Source organism: Niastella caeni (assembly GCF_004834005.1).
In the GTDB taxonomy this organism is placed as follows: domain Bacteria; phylum Bacteroidota; class Bacteroidia; order Chitinophagales; family Chitinophagaceae; genus Niastella; species Niastella caeni.
Window position 1 is genome coordinate 1 of sequence record NZ_STFF01000003.1, and the last position, 17,121, is coordinate 17,121.

Consider the following 17,121-nt stretch of genomic DNA (forward strand, 5'->3'; position numbering starts at 1 on the left):
GAGCAGCCAGAGATAAGAAAAGTGAATGTTTCACTAGTTTTCTTCCTGCAGTAAGCAAAAAGTCGATCAAAGCAATAAAGGAGAAAGTAAAGGCCTGTCATGCACTTAAAACAACGACTGTCAATTTAGTAGAAATAGCGAATGAACTGAATCCAAAAATAAGAGGATGGTTCAATAGCTATGGCAAGTTTTATCCGTCCGAGCTCAAACTCAGGCTAAGGTATATAAACCATCGGCTGATGTTATGGGCTCGTAGAAAATTCAAAAGGTTTAAAAGGAGATCATGGCTGGCAGCAGACTGGTTAAAAGCAGTAGCTACGAAAGAGCCACTACTATTTGAACACTGGATGCAAGGTGTGATTCCCTAATGTTTGACAATGAAAAGCCGTATGAAGCGAGAGCTTCACGTACGGTTTTGTGAGAGGTTTGGACTGAAATGTCCTTATCTACTCGACCCGTGCCAGTGCAGAAAATGCCTAACAAATAAAACCAGGAAATAATTGTTTGAAGGAGGGGTGCCAGCACTCCCCTACTCCAACCGGGCTAACCTAAGTTGTATTTGCGCTAACCGGTGATAACCGCTCTTTTTTTGCTTAGTAGCTAAAAAAAGAGTGGTTTGAAAAATAGATTTCGGCTTTGAATAGCGTATAATGGTGGGGAAATAATGTTACCTGCAAGCTTAAAACGATGCAACCTAACAATTCAAGATTGACAAAGATCGCACAATTGGAAGCTCTGATTAACATTGACAAAGCTGACCATAAGCGTAAAGACATTGCACAACTTTTTTTAAATGCTGCAACAGACTGGGACACTTTCAATCAAACTGACATATCAGATTTTGTAAAAGAATTGAAACTGCACTTTGGTTCCCCTTTGACAAAAGAGAAAATCACAAATAAGCCTCTTGACAATGCCTGGCGACATGAGGCAGGCAGTTCAATTTTTCAAATGCTTGACTTATCAGAGCGTTTTTATCTTCAAAGTGACTTTGACAAAATACTAAGCGATGTTCTTTTCCATTATGAACAGCAAATGCAAAGCATTGACTTTATTGCTGAACTTAAATATTTGACAACCGAGGAAGGCGGTCGACAGACACCTGTATTTTCCGGATATAGACCACAAGTAAAGTTTGACTTTGATGAAATACAAACATCGGGACAGCAAACATTCTTAAACAAAGATACCGTTTATCCTGGTGACACAGTCGAAGCATCAATCAGAATTATATCGGTTGAACATTTTGAACATACATTGACAGAAGGAATGACATTTGAGTTTAGAGAAGGGTCAAAAGTTATTGGCACAGGAATAATAATTGACATCTTAAACGACAGACTGGTAAAAACCAGCAGGTAAATTACCTGCAAAGCTGTGACGCAACTCCAAAACAATAAGACACAAAATATAAAATGAAATTACCTGACTTTGACCAAAATGGTAAACTCCCAAGCGGAATCCATATTTGCTCTGGAAAAGAGTTTATTGACAGATTTTGCTCAACTGAAAACAGGCGACAATTTACAAAACCAATCAGCGACATATTAGACTTTGCGAAAGAAAGATATGCTGTTCATGTATTTGTTGGTGGTTCATTTATTAGTAACAAGGAAAAACCTAATGACATTGACTGTGTGATGGTTTTTCAGCAGGACAAATATATCCCATCGCATACAGAAACAGTATCAATTGCAGGGTTACGTTTTGACATTCTATATGCTTCAATGGAAAGTCGCAACTTGATTGACTCTTTCATCAAATTATTTTCATCAGGAAGGCTAGCAAACGAGAATATTGGGGTTGTTCAAATTGACCTTTACGACAACAATGATAAATGGGAAATAAAACATCAGCCTGATGAAAATTCATTTGAAATAATTAAGCGTGTTTACAACGACAGAAGCTTAATAGATATTAATGAAAAAGCAGGAATTTTAGTAAGTATTCACGGACTACTTAGTAGAGCAGAATGGAATATGGACATCGCTCCAATTTCAAGCAGCCAAGGATGGATTTTTGCTCCTTACATTTACGAAACAAATAGACCAGACTTATTATTTAGCAAGGACAAAAGAGCTAAAGTTGTAGATGACTTTAGGGAATGGGTTTATGATATTCAACAAAGGTATGATAGCAATGTTTCTATAATTGCTCATTCATTTGGAACTTATATAATTGGAGCATACTTAACTGGTTTTGACGAAGGAGAATGCCCACCTGTTTGTTTCAACAGCATTATACTAACAGGCTCGATTTTACATTCTGACTTTGACTGGGAAAAATATAGGGGACTTAGTGTTGGGAGTGTTTACAATATGATCGCTCCTAATGACGAATTTGTAAAATATATGCCAGAAACAGAATTGAAAAAATATATTGGAATGAGTCCTTTATTTGGTAAAGCTGGAGTTGACGGATTTTCAAATAAAACCTCGATGTTGACACAAAGCAAAAACACAATATTCTCTCACACTAATACAATTAAACGGGACATAATTGAGACAAAATGGATGCCATTTTTAAATGCTAATAAGAATGCAATGCAAATAGAGATGTATGAATATTTCAGAAGAAAAAAGACAAATAGCAATTACATTATCAAATAAACAGCAGGCTGAAAGAAGCTCAACAGGTAACAGCACATTTGCAATAAGCGGGGTTTCGTGCTCTGCAGACAGTTTTGTTGTAGTCGAAAGTTTTGAGCTCCGAATAAACAGCGAAATTGCCTGATCGTTAACTGCAACGACAATATATATCAACCATGGGAAAAAGCATCAGAGACGATTTCGACAAACTGTTGGACTACTGCATTCCGATGGCGGTTTCAAAAGCCCACCCGCAAATCCTGAAATCGTAAGCAGCAATTTTAACTTACACCCAGTCCCTACGATATATAAACATGAATCAATTTGTAAACCAGTTTGGCGACGCCATTAAAAGTTATTGGGAGACCGCCTCTGAAGGCCTAAAACAACAATTAATAAAGGACATACTTCAGTATGCTAATACCAATCCCCAAACTTTTAAGCGAGACTTGGAGAAAGTTCAATTTGACAATAAGCTTACGCCGTTAGCCGTTGTTTTAGAAGCATTGTCAAAAGAAACTGACACTTGGGGGCAGTTTTATGTTGACACATTAGATGCAATATTTGAGCAAGCAAAAATTGCCAATAAACCACAGGACATTTTGAGCTGCCTCATGGAGTTTGCCTACATAGAAAAAGACCATAGACCTTTTGTTCAAAGTATTGTTGACCGTCTTCATAAAGAAACAGACTCGGATAACCTTGCGTCAAAACTTGCAGCGATTTGGACACTGCCAGCTTATTTGGCAAACCCATCAGTTAGAAATAAGTCTTTAATTGTAGACTCTTTACAACAGAAGTTGTATGACAAGAATTGGAAAGTTAGATATGTTGCCTATAAATCGTTAAGCTTTGAGAATATGTTGCCAATTGGACACAAGCTTTCAATTGGCGACCAGATAAGAAAAGTGGTTTTTGGTGAACCGCCTATGATATAACGACAATAAAACTGATGCATACATGAGGTTTGTTGCTATATCGGGGCGACACTTAAAACTCCGGCTATTTGCGGGCATCAGCAGCAGTTCCAGCTTGAAGAATAAAACCAAACCTTTAGTTCTTATATTCGACAACAAAATAAATCCGATCAGTGGCTCCGGGCTGGACGAGAAATGAATGCCGCCACAGACCTTAACAGTGACACATTTACTATCATATATTGTTGACAATTTAGAACGACACAACCTAAAACACGAGGTTCATCGATTTGACTCCGGTGCAATTATGATTGACATATGGATTAATGGCAACTTTTATGTTATACAAATAGATGATAATTTAATTGGACAAAGTTTAGTAACAGAAGATACAACACCTTTCGATATTATTCCAGACATATCATTTTCTGACGAGATCCTATTCAAAAGTGAATTCGTAAAAATTCTTCCTCAAGAACAATCAACAACAAAGAAAACGTTGGTAATTGACGGAAATAATTTTACAACATTAGAAGAATTTTATACGGAAGTTGATAAAGTACTGACAAAGAATCTCAATTGGAACACAGGGCATAATTTAGACGCTTTTAATGATTTATTGAGAGGAGGATTTGGGGTCCACGAATACAATGAACCGGTGAAACTAATTTGGGAAAATTCAAATAAAAGTAAGGTCGACCTAAACCAGTGAGGAGAAGGAGACGTCCTCTATAATATTTTAGTGTCTATTATAAAAGGCCATGAACACATTGAATTTGTCGAAAACTAACGACTTCTTCTAACTTCAGCCAACCATTATTTCTTACGGCTTGAAACAGTATTACATTCAATATCACAACACTGAAAACATGGGTTACTTGCCAGACACGGAAAGTAGCAATGTTGACGAGGTTGCATTTACAACAACTATCAGAGGCGATTTCAGTTTCTTTACACGTAAGCAATCGGTAGAAAAGGCAATTGGCGATTATTGCTTTCTTATCGTAGGTACAGGCAAGAAAATTAAACGGTATTATTTATGGTCTTTTTTCCTAATTGAAGTAGTAGAAAAAGACGCAGACTTTTTTTATGCTTACGGGACCGGCTTCCATTTCGAGCACCCCATTCTTCTCAACGGATTACCCTACTTTAATGACTTCAAAAACTTTTGTGGCAATTTTGGATTGGGTTTTCAAAATATTACCAACCATGAATTTTGTAACACTCTTACTACTTTTGCCGTCAATATCAATCTTTCGCCAGACACTTCACGACATGTAGAGACTGAAAAAAACCTTATGACTGCTCTTGCTGCATTAAATGAACAAATGCGGCAAGTAGAGCCAGAGAAACGAATAAAAGAGATTGAATTAACATTACGCAAAGACCGAAGAATTGTGACCCTGCTCAAAAAGGCAGCGAATTTCAAATGCCAGTTTCCCAACTGCAATTCGGAAATAAAAACTAAGGCAGGTATAAATTATGTTGAAGTAGCTCATGTGATAGCTGTAAATAAAGGCGGACAAAGCGTTTTAGGTAATCTTCTTGTTTTATGCCCTAATCACCACAAGGAATTTGACTACGGCGACTTAAAAATCGTTGAGCAGATGCTTGACAGGTTGAGCGGCTCACTGAATGGAAAAGACTTTAAAATTGAGGTAATTAAAACGAACTACAATACATAACAAGGTGTAGCCAAAAGCGGGGCCGACGCATTACTATTTGACTGACGCCAATTTAATTCTATTGAACGGCACTGCTGAAATCACCGCTTTCGGTAATACCCAAACCGAACCATCAGCAAAATGAACAACACAGCAATACATAAACAAGAACTTTTGGACAACGGCTTTTCAGTCGTTGAGAATATCTATTCAATTGACGAAGTAGAAAATATTTTAACAGCAATCAACAATGCAGACACTTCAAAAGACACATTTAGAAAGTCGTCAGACCTGTTTGCAATCAGACAATTTTTTAAAGAGTTGCCCAACACTTTTGACCTGATTTTTAATAACAAATTAAAACTAGTAATTAAGGAAATATTGGGCGACAACTTCTTTGTGGTTAAAAGTATTTATTTCGATAAGCCAGAAACTTCAAATTGGTATGTTTCATATCATCAAGACCTGACAATTTCTGTTGACAACCACCCACAGAAATTTTAGAAAACATTACGACAATTAGAATACATCTTGACGACACAGACGAAAACAATGGCGCTTTGAGAGTTGTTCCAAAATCACACTTAAAGAAAATTTATAGGCCAGAGACGATTAATTGGGACAAAGAAACTGAAACAACTTGTTGTGTTAAACAAGGTGGACTTATGCTAATGAAACCATTGACATTACATAGCTCCAGCAGGACCACTAACAACAAAAAAAGACGAGTGATACATATAGAACTTTCGAACGTTGAATTGCCGAAAGAACTGAAATGGGCCGAACGAATAAACCTGACAGACCTGCCGCTAACATGCGGTTAGTGGTAACCCAAAAGACCACAACTAAACAACCTAACGCCTTGACAAAAAAGAGAAAATGGATAAAACGTAGCCTTTGGACTATAACGACTATTTTCATTCTGATGAATGTTGTTGCAGTTTTCCATTCTTACAAATTCACACACTTTGCAAACAGTACAACAGAAAAGACAAAAGACCCTAAAACACTTTCAACAGGGCAGAAAATAAAAACTTTGATCTTTGGTGTCAGCAATCCAAGACCAGAAAACAAAACTGTTCCCACAAGGGACTACGAACCAATAAAACTTAAAAGCAATAGAGAAATTGAATGTTGGAGAATTAAGACAAACAACTCAAAAGGGACAGTAATTCTTTTTCACGGCTTCGGCGGCAACAAATCATCAATGCTTGACAAAGCAGAAATTTTTCTTGAACTTGGCTACAACACATTCCTGGTTGACTTTATGGGTTCAGGTGGTTCTGAAGGTAACCAGACAACCATTGGATGTTTAGAAGCAGAGCAGGTAAAAACCTGTTTTGACTACCTGATTGAAAAAGGTGAACAAAACCTTTTCTTATTTGGGACTTCTATGGGGTCAGTTGCGATAATGAAAGCGATTAGTGACTTTAACATTAAACCAAAAGGAATAATAATTGAATGCCCTTTTGGCTCAATGTATAAAACAGTTTGTGCAAGGTTCAGGACAATGAATGCACCCACTTTTCCAATGGCAGGACTTTTGGTTTTTTGGGGCGGTCTACAAAACGGTTTTTGGGCATTTGGACACAACCCGACAGCATACGCCAGAAATATACATTGCCCAACACTTTTGCTTTATGGTGCAAAGGACGAGAAAGTTAGCAGAGAAGAAACTGACAATATTTTCAATAATTTAGCCGGACAGAAAAAACTGAAGATCTATCAAAAAGCAGGACACGAAAACTACCTGACAAAATATAAACAGGAATGGACACAGGATATACAACAGTTTTTGACGACAGAATAAGAAGGTGACTTTGACAAACAAAAAGGGATAATTTCGCGACAAATGTTTGACTTCCGATTAAAAGTATTCTATACCGTTGCCAGGCGACTGAATTTTACAAAAGCTGCGGAAGAGTTATTTATAACGCAACCCGCAGTAACCAAGCACATCCACGAAATAGAAACTTACTATAAGACCCGGCTATTTCAACGGAACGGTACTAAAATCAAACTGACATCGGCCGGAACTGCTTTGCTGGAACATGCCGAACAGTTGTTTGATATTTACCGGAATATAGAATTTGACCTGGCTGCTATCAATGAAAATGTAAAAGGAACTATCAGGATAGGCGCCAGCACTACCGTTGCCCAATATGTATTACCGAAATATTTAGCTTCCTTCAAACAAAAATTTCCCGACACTAAAATTGAATTGACTGCCAACAATACCGAGCATATTGAAAACGCCCTCATCGCCAATAAAATTGATTTTGGTATTATTGAAGGGCAATCCAAACGACCACAGCTCAAGTATACCACATTCCTTAAAGATGAAATGGTACTGTGCACCAGAACGGGTAATCCGGTCATTAAAAAGCAATCCATTTCACTGGCATCGTTAAAAGAATTGCCATTGCTCATAAGAGAGCAAGGTTCCGGTTCGCAGGAAGTGATAGCCACAGCGTTAAAAAAAGCGGGCATTAAAGTGTCACAACTAAAAATTGAGATGGTGCTGGATAGTACGGAGAGCATTAAGTCGTACCTGTCAAGCTCAGATTGCTTCGCATTTCTTTCTGTACACTCTATTTTAAAAGAATTGAAAAGTAATGAGCTGACCATAATCGATATAAAAGACCTGAGCATAGAACGGTCATTCTACTTTGTTATACAGCAGGGCGACAAGCATCACCTGTCTGAGCTGTTTATTAAATTCATTTCGGCTGATAACTTTAAGTTATAGCACATTAAATCAAGTCATTTCTCTTTACTTCAACCGTTTTTAATCTTTGCGCCTGGAATAATTACCAGCGCAAAATGGAAACGGACAATATTACCCGGAAAGAAGAACGGAATTTTTTAGACAAAAGCCTCGCCCGAACGACGTTCAGCCCGGCGGGCATCACTACCCGCGAGTTGATCTTTTTACTGGCGCTTGTCTTTTGCATCTCCCCGCTAATCTCCCCTCCCCTTGCATTATTAATTGGGTTAGTAATTGCACAATTCATTGGGCATCCTTACATGCATTTAAATCATAAGGTCTCGCATATTTTATTGCAGATCTCCGTAGTAGGATTAGGCTTCAGGATGAATGTTTCCACAGCCCTGCAGGCAGGAAAAGAAGGAATGCTGATCACCATCGCTTCTATTGCCGGCACCCTGGTCATCGGTTATTTAATTGGATTTGTTTTTAAAACAAACAACAAAACATCGTACCTCATTGCTGCGGGAACGGCGATTTGTGGCGGCAGCGCCATTGCTGCGATCTCACCGGTTATAAAAGCAGAAGAAAAACAGATCAGCGTGGCGTTAGGCACTACGTTTATTCTAAATGCAATTGCCCTGGTCTTATTTCCTATCATTGGCTATAAGTTCCAGTTGAGTCAAACCCAATTTGGACTTTGGTGCGCCATTGCCATACACGATACCAGTTCAGTAGTGGGTGCTGCTGGTAAATATGGGAACGAAGCATTGGAAGTGGCCGCCACAATAAAACTGGCCAGGGCGTTATGGATTGTGCCGGTTGCTTTTTTCAGTACGTTGATCTTTAAAAACAAAGGCGCAACCATTAAAATACCTTATTTTATTGGTCTTTTTGTAGTGGCAATATGCCTGAACACGTACGTCCCCGCTATCCAGCAATACCATAACCACATCGTCGGCATATCAAAATCGGTATTGACGGTAACGCTTTTCTTAATCGGTTGCGGCCTCTCTGGTAAAACGGTCAGGTCGGTAGGATTAAAACCCATACTACAGGGGTTGATTTTGTGGTTGATCATTTCCTACGCTACCTTATTAACTATTCTTTATTGGTGATCTATTTTTTCCATTAAGCTTTTGTGTTATTTTGGTGCGATGAAAAAGTTAGTCGCTCTTATTTTCGGTCTGGCCACGCTCCTACCCCTGGCCAATGTAGCCCAGGGAACAATAAAAGTTACAGATCTTGATAAAAGCAAAATACCTGCTGGCATAAAGTACTTGGGTAAACTAAAGAACGCTATTCGGTGGACGGATAAGCTGGGCGATAATATTCTGGTTACCTCAGAAACCGGCATTCATAACAACCCAAAATTCAAACATGAAAATGATGGCTCTGATGTAGAATTGTATGCCGGTCATTATCTCGTTGGTGATTCCCTGCAATTAACGTGGAAAGTGTATGATTTCATAAGTGACTGTATGGTTGACCTTGAAGCCAGTTTCATTAAAAATACATTACAGGTAACAGACCTCAATAATGATGGAGTTGGTGAAGTGTGGCTCATGTATAAAACCGTTTGCCATGGTGATGTAAGTCCGTTAACAATGAAAATAATCATGTATGAAGGAGCACAAAAGTTCGCCATGCGGGGACATAATAAAGTGAGGGTGTCTGCTACTAAGTTTAATGGCGGCGATTATAAGTTTGACGAGGCGTTTAATGCCGGTCCAAAAGCATTCAGGGATTTTGCATTACAGCTTTGGAATAAAAATATTATGCAGGTGTGGGAGTGATATAAGTTGTAGCTGCAAAACCTTTAAATTGGCATACAAAATTCTATAAAGCATTCCCTAAAAAATTATTATGAGCAAGTACACTTTACCGCATTTTGAACCCATTGATCTGGCAAACCTGGAAGAATATTATGATACAGAAATAGAATTTAATGGAGAAGAAGTTGATATTGACCTGAATTTTGGGACCAAGACGATTGCCCCCCAACGAATGGACCTGGTAAAAAAGTTTTTGGAGAACCTGAAGGATTACGACAGTAAGAACAGGAAATATATAGAACAGGATTTTGCTGACGAGGATGGCGATACGGTTAAGACCTATGTTGAACATCACCTGGAAGAAATTGACAAGGATGACCTGGCTGAACTGGTTGATTTCAACAATAAATCCATTGCGCCTGCGCAGCAATTAATAAAAGCCCTCCGGCTTGTGAGGGTAGGTTTTTATCCTGATGGAGAAGAAGATCAGTTTGCCATTTTTGATTACTCCATAGGGCGCGATCTGACAGACTACCTGGTAGTTATTTTTACAGATGAAAATGGAGAAATGGATTATATAACGATGGAAAGTTAACCTACTTCCCCATCGCATACTTTATACCACCCCATAAATGTTCCTGGAACAAAGGATCGGCATAGGACTCTTCGGTATGACCTAATGCTGTATAAAATGCGCGACCGCCATCAAAATTATGATACCAGCTCATGGGATGATTGGCGCCATTAGATCCTCCGCTATACGAAGTTTCGTCTATTGAAATGAGCACATGCAGGTCGCTTTGAATATCTTTGAAATTATACCATTCATCGGTACGTTTCCAGGGGCGGGGTAAATGTTTCGTAGCTATATTGGTACTGTCATTGATGATCAGCACCGCCTCCTGAATTTTAGGATGTTTTACAAAATAGGCGCCTACCAGTTTACCAAACCAGGGCCATCCGTATTCGGTATCGGAGGCAGCATGCACACCTGCAAAACCGCCGCCTGCCTTAATGTATTGCTGAAATGCGTTTTGCTGCTCATCGTTCAGCACATCACCGGTTGTATTTAAAAAGATCACGGCGGCATATTTCTTCAAATTGCCAGCTACGAACTTTGTTGAATCGGTAGTGGTATCTACAGTAAAATTATATTTCAAGCCCAATTGCTGAATGGTCTTTATACCAACGTCAATCGATTTGTGATGATAGCCGGCTGTTTTTGAAAATACCAGTATGCTGTCTTTTTTACCGTTATCTACCGTGCATGACAGCGTAATAAGAGCGGTTAATACAATGATCAATTGGCAGGCTACTATCGTCTTCTTCATGATATTATTATTTTTTACATGCTTGTACTGGTGCTGAAAGATAGCAAAATTAAGGCACAAGGCACAAGAAGCAAGGCGCAAAAGCTTCTACCTTGAACCTTGTGTCTTGAATTTTATCCCAGAAAGGGGAAAGTCGGAAAAGCCCTGAAGAAGGTTGCATTGGCTGCTAACTTCTTCCAAACTCCCGACTTTCTGCATAGCCGACTTACGCTTAATTCCTCCGCGTCTGCGAACTATAGGTGCTTTCAAATATTTTATCGGCGTTGCCTGCTTCAAATCCTTCCCGGCGATGTATACGCTGCACCTGGTCTTTCGGCAAATGCGCAAATTGCGGCAAAATGCGTCTTTCGGCAAATTCTATATACGACCCTGAGATCCGGTGTACCTCGCCGCCTGCAAATTGAGCGTCGATCATTTCCGCTACGGTTGAGCTTTGTGACAACCCGCCATCCGGACTGGTCTTGATCTTTCCGCCCGCATTGTTCAACTTAAATCCATTGCGCTCCAAAAAGGTATTGAACTCCGCTACGGTATTGTAGCCTTCTTTGAGGTTATGTACACTTATAGTAAAATGATTGAGGTAATACCGGTTGTAGATCACCCACGCCGCATATTCGCTCTGCGCGCCCAATGCTTCAAAATCATGCCAGGTAGGCAAACGCCACAACCCGCTGTGCAGGAACTGGTCTACCGCCGCGGCATCATCGAGATCCAATTGACTAACCGGATCGGCCGTAACTTCATTGGTATAGCTGGTGATAATCTGCTGCACTTCGGGCGACAGGTCCTTTACCCGCAGCTCGCTGATAAATATGCGCGGGTAATGGGGAGATGGTGGCGCATACCAATATGCGTCGAGCTTCTTTTCGGGGAAATGATAGTAATCTCTTTTCTGGTATCCGTAGTGCAAAAAGATCTTTTCAAGCGATTGAATGCCCAGGTGCGGTACGCCCATTGTGCGAAATGCAATATGATCATTTTCAATATCAGCCGCCTGCTGTATGATATTCTCCTTTATCATGGCGTTGATAATCCCCGATACATCGGGCACCCGGTCACGATAGCGACTCATTAAACCATTTAAAACGTTGTCTAGTATTGTTGACATGCTTTGTCGTTTATTAAAATCTGTTTATGGTTTGTGGTTTGTGGTACTTTTATTCGAGAGGATCTAAATTATTCCGGCTTCGCGAATTTCAGGTATTTACCATTGACACTTCAAGGTTCGCTTTTCTGCTTGCACCTTGTAACCTGGAACCTACCTCCTGCCTTTTCAACCCTACTCGCTACTCGCCACTTACTACTCGCTTTTCCCGTACAAACTTCCATTCTTCGTCTTCAAAAACTTCTCAAACGAAATTTCTTCCTGCTTAATAAATCCCTTTTGCGGCAACTCTTTATTGGCTACCATTTCCACTACGGCGGCTACCGATGCGGCGGTTGTCCAGGAAATAGCGCGCCACTCTTTGCCATTGATGGTTATCGGGTGATATGCCTGGTAGAATTCTTCCCGCGCCAGCTCCTGCCCTTTCCAACCTTCCACTACGGCATACACATATACAACATCTTCCCGTACCGGTGGTTTGGCTTCCGTTAATATTTGTTCAGTTAAGGCCCGCTTATCTTTCAAAATCAGTTCATATAATAAAAAACGCATCAGGCGGGCATGCCCCGGATACCGGATGGTTTTGTAGTTCAGCGTATCTACTTTACCTTCCAGCGTTTCGCATAAAGTGCCTAATCCGCCGCTGGTGCTGAAGGCTTCAAACTCCTGCCCTTCTATATTGATCTGCTCTATACCATCCAAAGACGGTACCATTTTTCGAATACCATTGTGGATCACTTCGGCGTCGTTGATGTATTCATTGATCACCCCGGCCGGCGACCAGGTAAAGGAATAAGCCATCAATCCATTCGGAAAGCGTGGTAAAGCGCCTACCCGCAATTCTACATCACGCAATTTGGTAAAGCGATGGCACAGGTCGGCGCCCACGATCCCAATAAACCCGGGGGCCAGGCCGCATTGAGGCGCCATTACGCCTTTTGAGGTTTCGGCCATTTTGCGTATAGCGCTGGTAGTGGGTACGTCTTCGGTGAGGTCGAAATAATGAATGCCGGTTTTATAGGCCGCTTCCGCTACCGGTAAATTGAGGTTGTAAGGCAGGCACGATACTACGCCATCCTGTTTCGATAATAACTCTTCCAGGAACTTAGCGTCAGTAATATCTCCGGTAACTACTTTAAATGGCAGGTTCTCAGGCGCTTTCTGATCAACTCCGGTAACAGTAAAGATATCATTCAACAAAGTGGCTACCAGCGAACCCACCTTGCCCAGTCCGATAACGGCAATATGTTTCATAACTTTTTTTAGTTAAAGAATAAATAATAATGCAATTAATTAACCAGCCTCGCTTACGCGTTGAAGCTCATTGGTTAATTAAAAATACAGCAATAAATCTGGATTGAAATATGTACGGGAGACATGCGCACTATGGCACATTAGCGCATGCACTTCGCAGAAATGCGAGGTAGGAGTAGAATATTTTTACATTGTCATTCACGATGCGAATGTATTCAAAGATGGCGAATTTACAAATCCCCATACATTTTTTTCAGGCCGGTCTTAATATAATCCGGCAGGTTCATTTGTGCGGCTACTCTTTTAAAGAATGTTGGGTCACCGGCTACGGTGAGTGCATCGAGTTGAATAGGCACCAGCACTTCGGGCGTTATTTCCATGGGCGCTTGCTTTTTAAACGGCAGTCCGTATTTGGCCATGGGGTCAAAGTGCGGACGAACGGCTTCGCCTTCATCTTCATTATGGTCAAGCACCAACACCCATTCCGGTTCGGCATTTGCCTCGGGCCTGGCTTTCAACGGCACCAGGAACCGGTTCCCCTGCTTATCTAACATCCCGCGTAAGGGCAACGACCGGGTGGCCAGTTTCCTGATATTGAGCAGGCCATCTTTCATTCGCCGGGTGGCTTGTGATAAAGTAAGTTCGCCTACCACGGGATCCTGCGTTATTTGTTTTAGGTTGAATAGTTTTGGTTTCTTGCTGATCGTTTTGGGCTCTGTGCCGCTGCTGCCGAATTTCCGCATCAGGGTGGCATCGCCAAATCGCGGGGTTCCATTAATTACCACCAGCGCTATGCTTTTTTCAGAAGCGTTTAAGATGGTTTTATACGGATCATTCCCCTGCCCTTTTATAACCACCAGGTCAGCCCGCTTGCCTTTTTCCAATGTTCCCAATTCCTTATCCCATTTAATTATGCGGGCGGCGTTTTTGGTAGCCATTGCAATCAATTCATAATCGTTGAACAGTTTGCCGTTGGCATCGCTGTAGAGTTTGGCCACCTTCAATTCGCCCAGCAGGTTCTTACTGCCACTGGGCGACCAGTCGCTTCCCAATGCAATGGTGATACCGCTTTCCTTAGCGCTTTTTATATCGGCTGTTTGTCCGTATAACAACAGGTTGCTAAAGGGCGACCATACCATGGAAGCGCCTTTTTGTTTCATGATGGCAAAGTCCTGCGCTTGCAGGGCCACGCAATGAATTCCGGCAAGCGAAGGCCCAATGGCCCAATCGGTTTCGCTGAATTTCAGGTTTTCAAAATGCCTGCGGGCCGATGCATTCGTTCCTTCGCTCAGGTGCAACAGTAAGCAGGTGCTTTTTTGCAATTGCCTTGAAAACTTTTCTGCATCGCGGGCCGTGATATCGGGAATATGTGCATCTACATCAGGGAGATTGATATCGCCGCTTTCTTCCACATTGCGCACGATGCCACGGTAATATTTTTTAATGCCCGCATTGCTGAAGAGCATAATGCCTTGCGAAGTGGTTACGCCGCCGGCCAGGCATTTACATTCTACATACCGTACAATGGCTTCTACATATCCTTTTGTTTTTCCCAATAAGTTCATGGGATAACTGATCCGTTGTTTATATGGGTCAATGCCGCTCCATTGCGACCGGTTCTCATATCGCTTAGGCACCTCCCACATGGGCAGGCAGTTATAACTTAAATGATTGTGTAGTTCTATAAATCCGGGAAAGATGGTGCCTTTTGTTTTGTACACCGGGTAATTGGCCAGTGTGTCCGGAACCGGTTTGCCATCAGGGATGATGGCTTCTATTCGGGCAGCGTTTACGTAAATGGTGCCTTTGGTAATTTCGTTTGGGCCGGCCATGGTTACAATGGTGCCGTGTAACCCGTAGTGGGCGCTTTCCAGCGGGTCTATCGGTGATTTCTTTTTAGCCATGTTAATTGAATTTGGGGGCTTTCCATTCAAGGGTGTGTCGGTCATCGGGCGAAGGCCTGCTAACACTGTTCATACCACGCTTTTTTCTAAAGAAGGCATCGTTCCCAAACCAGTCGGGTAAACCAAAGGGCAGATCAATGCGCGGAATGGCGGCATAATCCTGCTCTGCAAACTTTTCTCCATACAATGGCAGGCTGGTAGATGCGCCTTCGTCGGGTGTTATAATCTGGCGTAATTCATTAATTACCCGGTTCCAGTCGGTCAGCATTTTCTTTTCACCGGCCGCACCACCCGAGTGATAACTGGGGTGATATGTTTCAAAGACCGGGATGTTGCCTTTGGTGTTCCATAACGCCACTGCTTTTTGGGCAACCGCACCAAACGCTACTACCGCCTGCAGCGAGGGCTTCTTTAGCATGTTGAACAGCTTGTTGCGCCAGGCGGTCAGTTCGGGCTGGCTTAACAGTTTTATACCATCGCCGAGGTGGCTGGGAAATAAGGCAAAGGCGAACCCATTCAGGCAAACGTACGATTGGGTAAGGCCTATTTTATGTAGAAATCCCTGTACGCGCTGGCCGGCATTGCCTACCAGGTTGCGACCGGCTATCCGTTCGGTAGGGCCGGGATCGGAAGCAATGCAAATGATCTTTGCGCTTCCATCGAGACGGCCACGATAAAATACCGGGCCCCAGTCGTACCAGAAATGTTCTTTGTAAGCATCATGATCGGGTAAGGCCGCAAAGTGTTTGGCAAACGCAGCGCCGGGGCCTTTGTCGAATTGGATCATATCTGATGGTTTAATAGTGAATGAATCAGTTGCCGGTTTCCTAATGGTTACCGGTTTCCGGTTCCCAGGGCTTAATGCGGAAAGCTGCTTTTTAGACAACCTACTAATTATTCGAGCGCTGGTAACAGGCAACTGGTACCCGGTAACAGGTAACTGGTAACTTACTTAGTTCATCAACAGAGAAGGTTAGTTGGGTGGGAACTCAATAGATTAAAGCTACTAACTCTAAAGCTTCGACACAAACGTAGTTTTACTGATTTTAATTTGCTAAACCCGGAATGCTAAACCTATATCAGCGAACCCTTTTTGCTTTTTGCGTTCTGCGTTCGGCTTTAAGCGTTAAAAGGTATAACGGTCCAATTCTTTTAAAGCTCTTTTTGCAGAGGCCTCTTTCCACCAGCCAGCTTCCTTATATTTCCTGCTAAGTATATCGGCCAGTTCATTTTTGCTATACTGTTTACTTTTCTTCACGGTTGGCGGGGCTATTGTCGATTCGTCGAGACTGGCCAATTCAATCTTTGTAGCAAACCAGGTAGTGAAATAGCGTGGAATGGCCAGTCCCAGGATCATGCCCGGCAAACCTGAAAAGAATTCGGGTCCGCCTTGCGGAATGATCTCCGGGCAATAAAACGCTACTACATATACACTGTCGTGAATAATGCCGATGGCTTTGCGGCATTCAAAGCCGGCAATCTTCCTGATCTCATTGCCTATCTTCCATTTTATCGGGCGCACACTGTCTTCAATGATGTATGCTTCGTTGATGAATGTTTGTTTTGCAATCGTCTTCCGGGTATCGAGATCGGAATACACACTGTTGTCATTAGGGTGTGATGTAAGCGTTCCTTTGCGGCCGGGCAAATATAATAACTGGTTATTGGAGAACACCAGTTCCCGGTACAGAATATCAAATTCCGGCAGGCTGGCAATCCAATTGCTGCGGGCCCGGTCGGCATCTGTATAGATCTTTTTATTATCCTTTCTGATCTCATATTCAATTTTGCCACGGGTAATAAAATCCTGCGCCTGTGTATTTTCTGAAATTATTAGCCAGCAAAAACTTATAAGCAGTAACTGTTTCATACTTAA

Annotated in this window: 19 protein-coding genes; 13 read left to right on the forward strand and 6 right to left on the reverse strand. The window is 41.7% G+C overall.

Translation table 11 applies throughout. The features are described from left to right. The 13 genes from FAM09_RS11590 to FAM09_RS11645 form a co-directional block, all read left to right on the forward strand. The coding region (locus FAM09_RS11590) for a group II intron maturase-specific domain-containing protein (protein ID WP_317130684.1) at positions 1-368 on the forward strand (368 nt) is incomplete at its 5' end. Positions 369-708: 340 nt separating this feature from the next. Beyond that, the gene (locus tag FAM09_RS11595) at positions 709-1,362 is read left to right on the forward strand and encodes an EF-Tu C-terminal domain-related protein (RefSeq protein ID WP_166437109.1); all 654 of its coding nucleotides are present in this window, start codon (positions 709-711) and stop codon (positions 1,360-1,362) included. Positions 1,363-1,415: 53 nt separating this feature from the next. Continuing rightward, entirely contained in the window at positions 1,416-2,609 is a 1,194-nt protein-coding gene (locus tag FAM09_RS11600; RefSeq protein ID WP_136577287.1) for a DUF6932 family protein, read from the forward strand. 293 nt (positions 2,610-2,902) lie between these two features. Next, the gene (locus FAM09_RS11605) at positions 2,903-3,526 is read left to right on the forward strand and encodes a hypothetical protein (protein WP_136577288.1); all 624 of its coding nucleotides are present in this window, start codon (positions 2,903-2,905) and stop codon (positions 3,524-3,526) included. Positions 3,527-3,704: 178 nt separating this feature from the next. Next, on the forward strand, positions 3,705-4,217 hold the full coding sequence (locus tag FAM09_RS11610; protein WP_208025543.1) for a barstar family protein: 513 nt from the start codon (positions 3,705-3,707) through the stop codon (positions 4,215-4,217). A 166-nt stretch (positions 4,218-4,383) separates the two neighbouring features. Then, positions 4,384-5,190: an HNH endonuclease gene (locus FAM09_RS11615; RefSeq protein ID WP_136577289.1), complete on the forward strand. Its 807-nt coding sequence runs from the start codon at positions 4,384-4,386 to the stop codon at positions 5,188-5,190. A 120-nt stretch (positions 5,191-5,310) separates the two neighbouring features. Beyond that, positions 5,311-5,673 carry a phytanoyl-CoA dioxygenase family protein gene (locus FAM09_RS31020; protein ID WP_208025544.1) on the forward strand — a complete coding sequence of 121 codons (363 nt, stop codon included), beginning with the start codon at positions 5,311-5,313 and terminating at the stop codon, positions 5,671-5,673. Positions 5,674-5,729: 56 nt separating this feature from the next. Then, positions 5,730-5,993 (forward strand): phytanoyl-CoA dioxygenase family protein, encoded by a 264-nt coding sequence (locus FAM09_RS31555; protein ID WP_394347807.1) that lies wholly within the window; start codon positions 5,730-5,732, stop codon positions 5,991-5,993. Between the two features lie 38 nt (positions 5,994-6,031). Further along, a complete protein-coding gene (locus FAM09_RS11625) occupies positions 6,032-6,979 on the forward strand; it encodes an alpha/beta hydrolase (RefSeq protein WP_208025545.1) in 948 nt (315 codons plus the stop codon). A 42-nt stretch (positions 6,980-7,021) separates the two neighbouring features. Further along, on the forward strand, positions 7,022-7,918 hold the full coding sequence (locus tag FAM09_RS11630) for a LysR family transcriptional regulator (protein ID WP_136577291.1): 897 nt from the start codon (positions 7,022-7,024) through the stop codon (positions 7,916-7,918). 74 nt (positions 7,919-7,992) lie between these two features. Beyond that, positions 7,993-8,994 (forward strand): YeiH family protein, encoded by a 1,002-nt coding sequence (locus FAM09_RS11635; RefSeq protein WP_136577292.1) that lies wholly within the window; start codon positions 7,993-7,995, stop codon positions 8,992-8,994. A 39-nt stretch (positions 8,995-9,033) separates the two neighbouring features. Continuing rightward, a complete protein-coding gene (locus tag FAM09_RS11640; protein WP_208025546.1) occupies positions 9,034-9,672 on the forward strand; it encodes a M949_RS01915 family surface polysaccharide biosynthesis protein in 639 nt (212 codons plus the stop codon). Between the two features lie 70 nt (positions 9,673-9,742). Then, entirely contained in the window at positions 9,743-10,246 is a 504-nt protein-coding gene (locus tag FAM09_RS11645) for a DUF2004 domain-containing protein (protein ID WP_136577293.1), read from the forward strand. Between the two features lies 1 nt (position 10,247). Here the strand turns inward: FAM09_RS11645 and FAM09_RS11650 are convergent, their stop codons facing one another. From FAM09_RS11650 to FAM09_RS11675, 6 genes are all read right to left on the reverse strand, one after another. After that, positions 10,248-10,982: a ThuA domain-containing protein gene (locus tag FAM09_RS11650; protein ID WP_136577294.1), complete on the reverse strand. Its 735-nt coding sequence runs from the start codon at positions 10,980-10,982 to the stop codon at positions 10,248-10,250. Between the two features lie 211 nt (positions 10,983-11,193). After that, entirely contained in the window at positions 11,194-12,090 is an 897-nt protein-coding gene (locus tag FAM09_RS11655; protein ID WP_136577295.1) for a DUF1338 domain-containing protein, read from the reverse strand. A gap of 192 nt (positions 12,091-12,282) precedes the next feature. Further along, positions 12,283-13,341 (reverse strand): saccharopine dehydrogenase family protein, encoded by a 1,059-nt coding sequence (locus tag FAM09_RS11660; protein WP_136577296.1) that lies wholly within the window; start codon positions 13,339-13,341, stop codon positions 12,283-12,285. A 230-nt stretch (positions 13,342-13,571) separates the two neighbouring features. Continuing rightward, entirely contained in the window at positions 13,572-15,245 is a 1,674-nt protein-coding gene (locus FAM09_RS11665; RefSeq protein WP_166437110.1) for an amidohydrolase family protein, read from the reverse strand. 1 nt (position 15,246) lies between these two features. Further along, complete coding sequence (locus FAM09_RS11670; protein ID WP_136577298.1) at positions 15,247-16,032, reverse strand: uracil-DNA glycosylase family protein; 786 nt, start codon at positions 16,030-16,032, stop codon at positions 15,247-15,249. Between the two features lie 339 nt (positions 16,033-16,371). Continuing rightward, positions 16,372-17,115: a GLPGLI family protein gene (locus FAM09_RS11675; RefSeq protein ID WP_136577299.1), complete on the reverse strand. Its 744-nt coding sequence runs from the start codon at positions 17,113-17,115 to the stop codon at positions 16,372-16,374. Positions 17,116-17,121 lie beyond the last annotated feature (6 nt).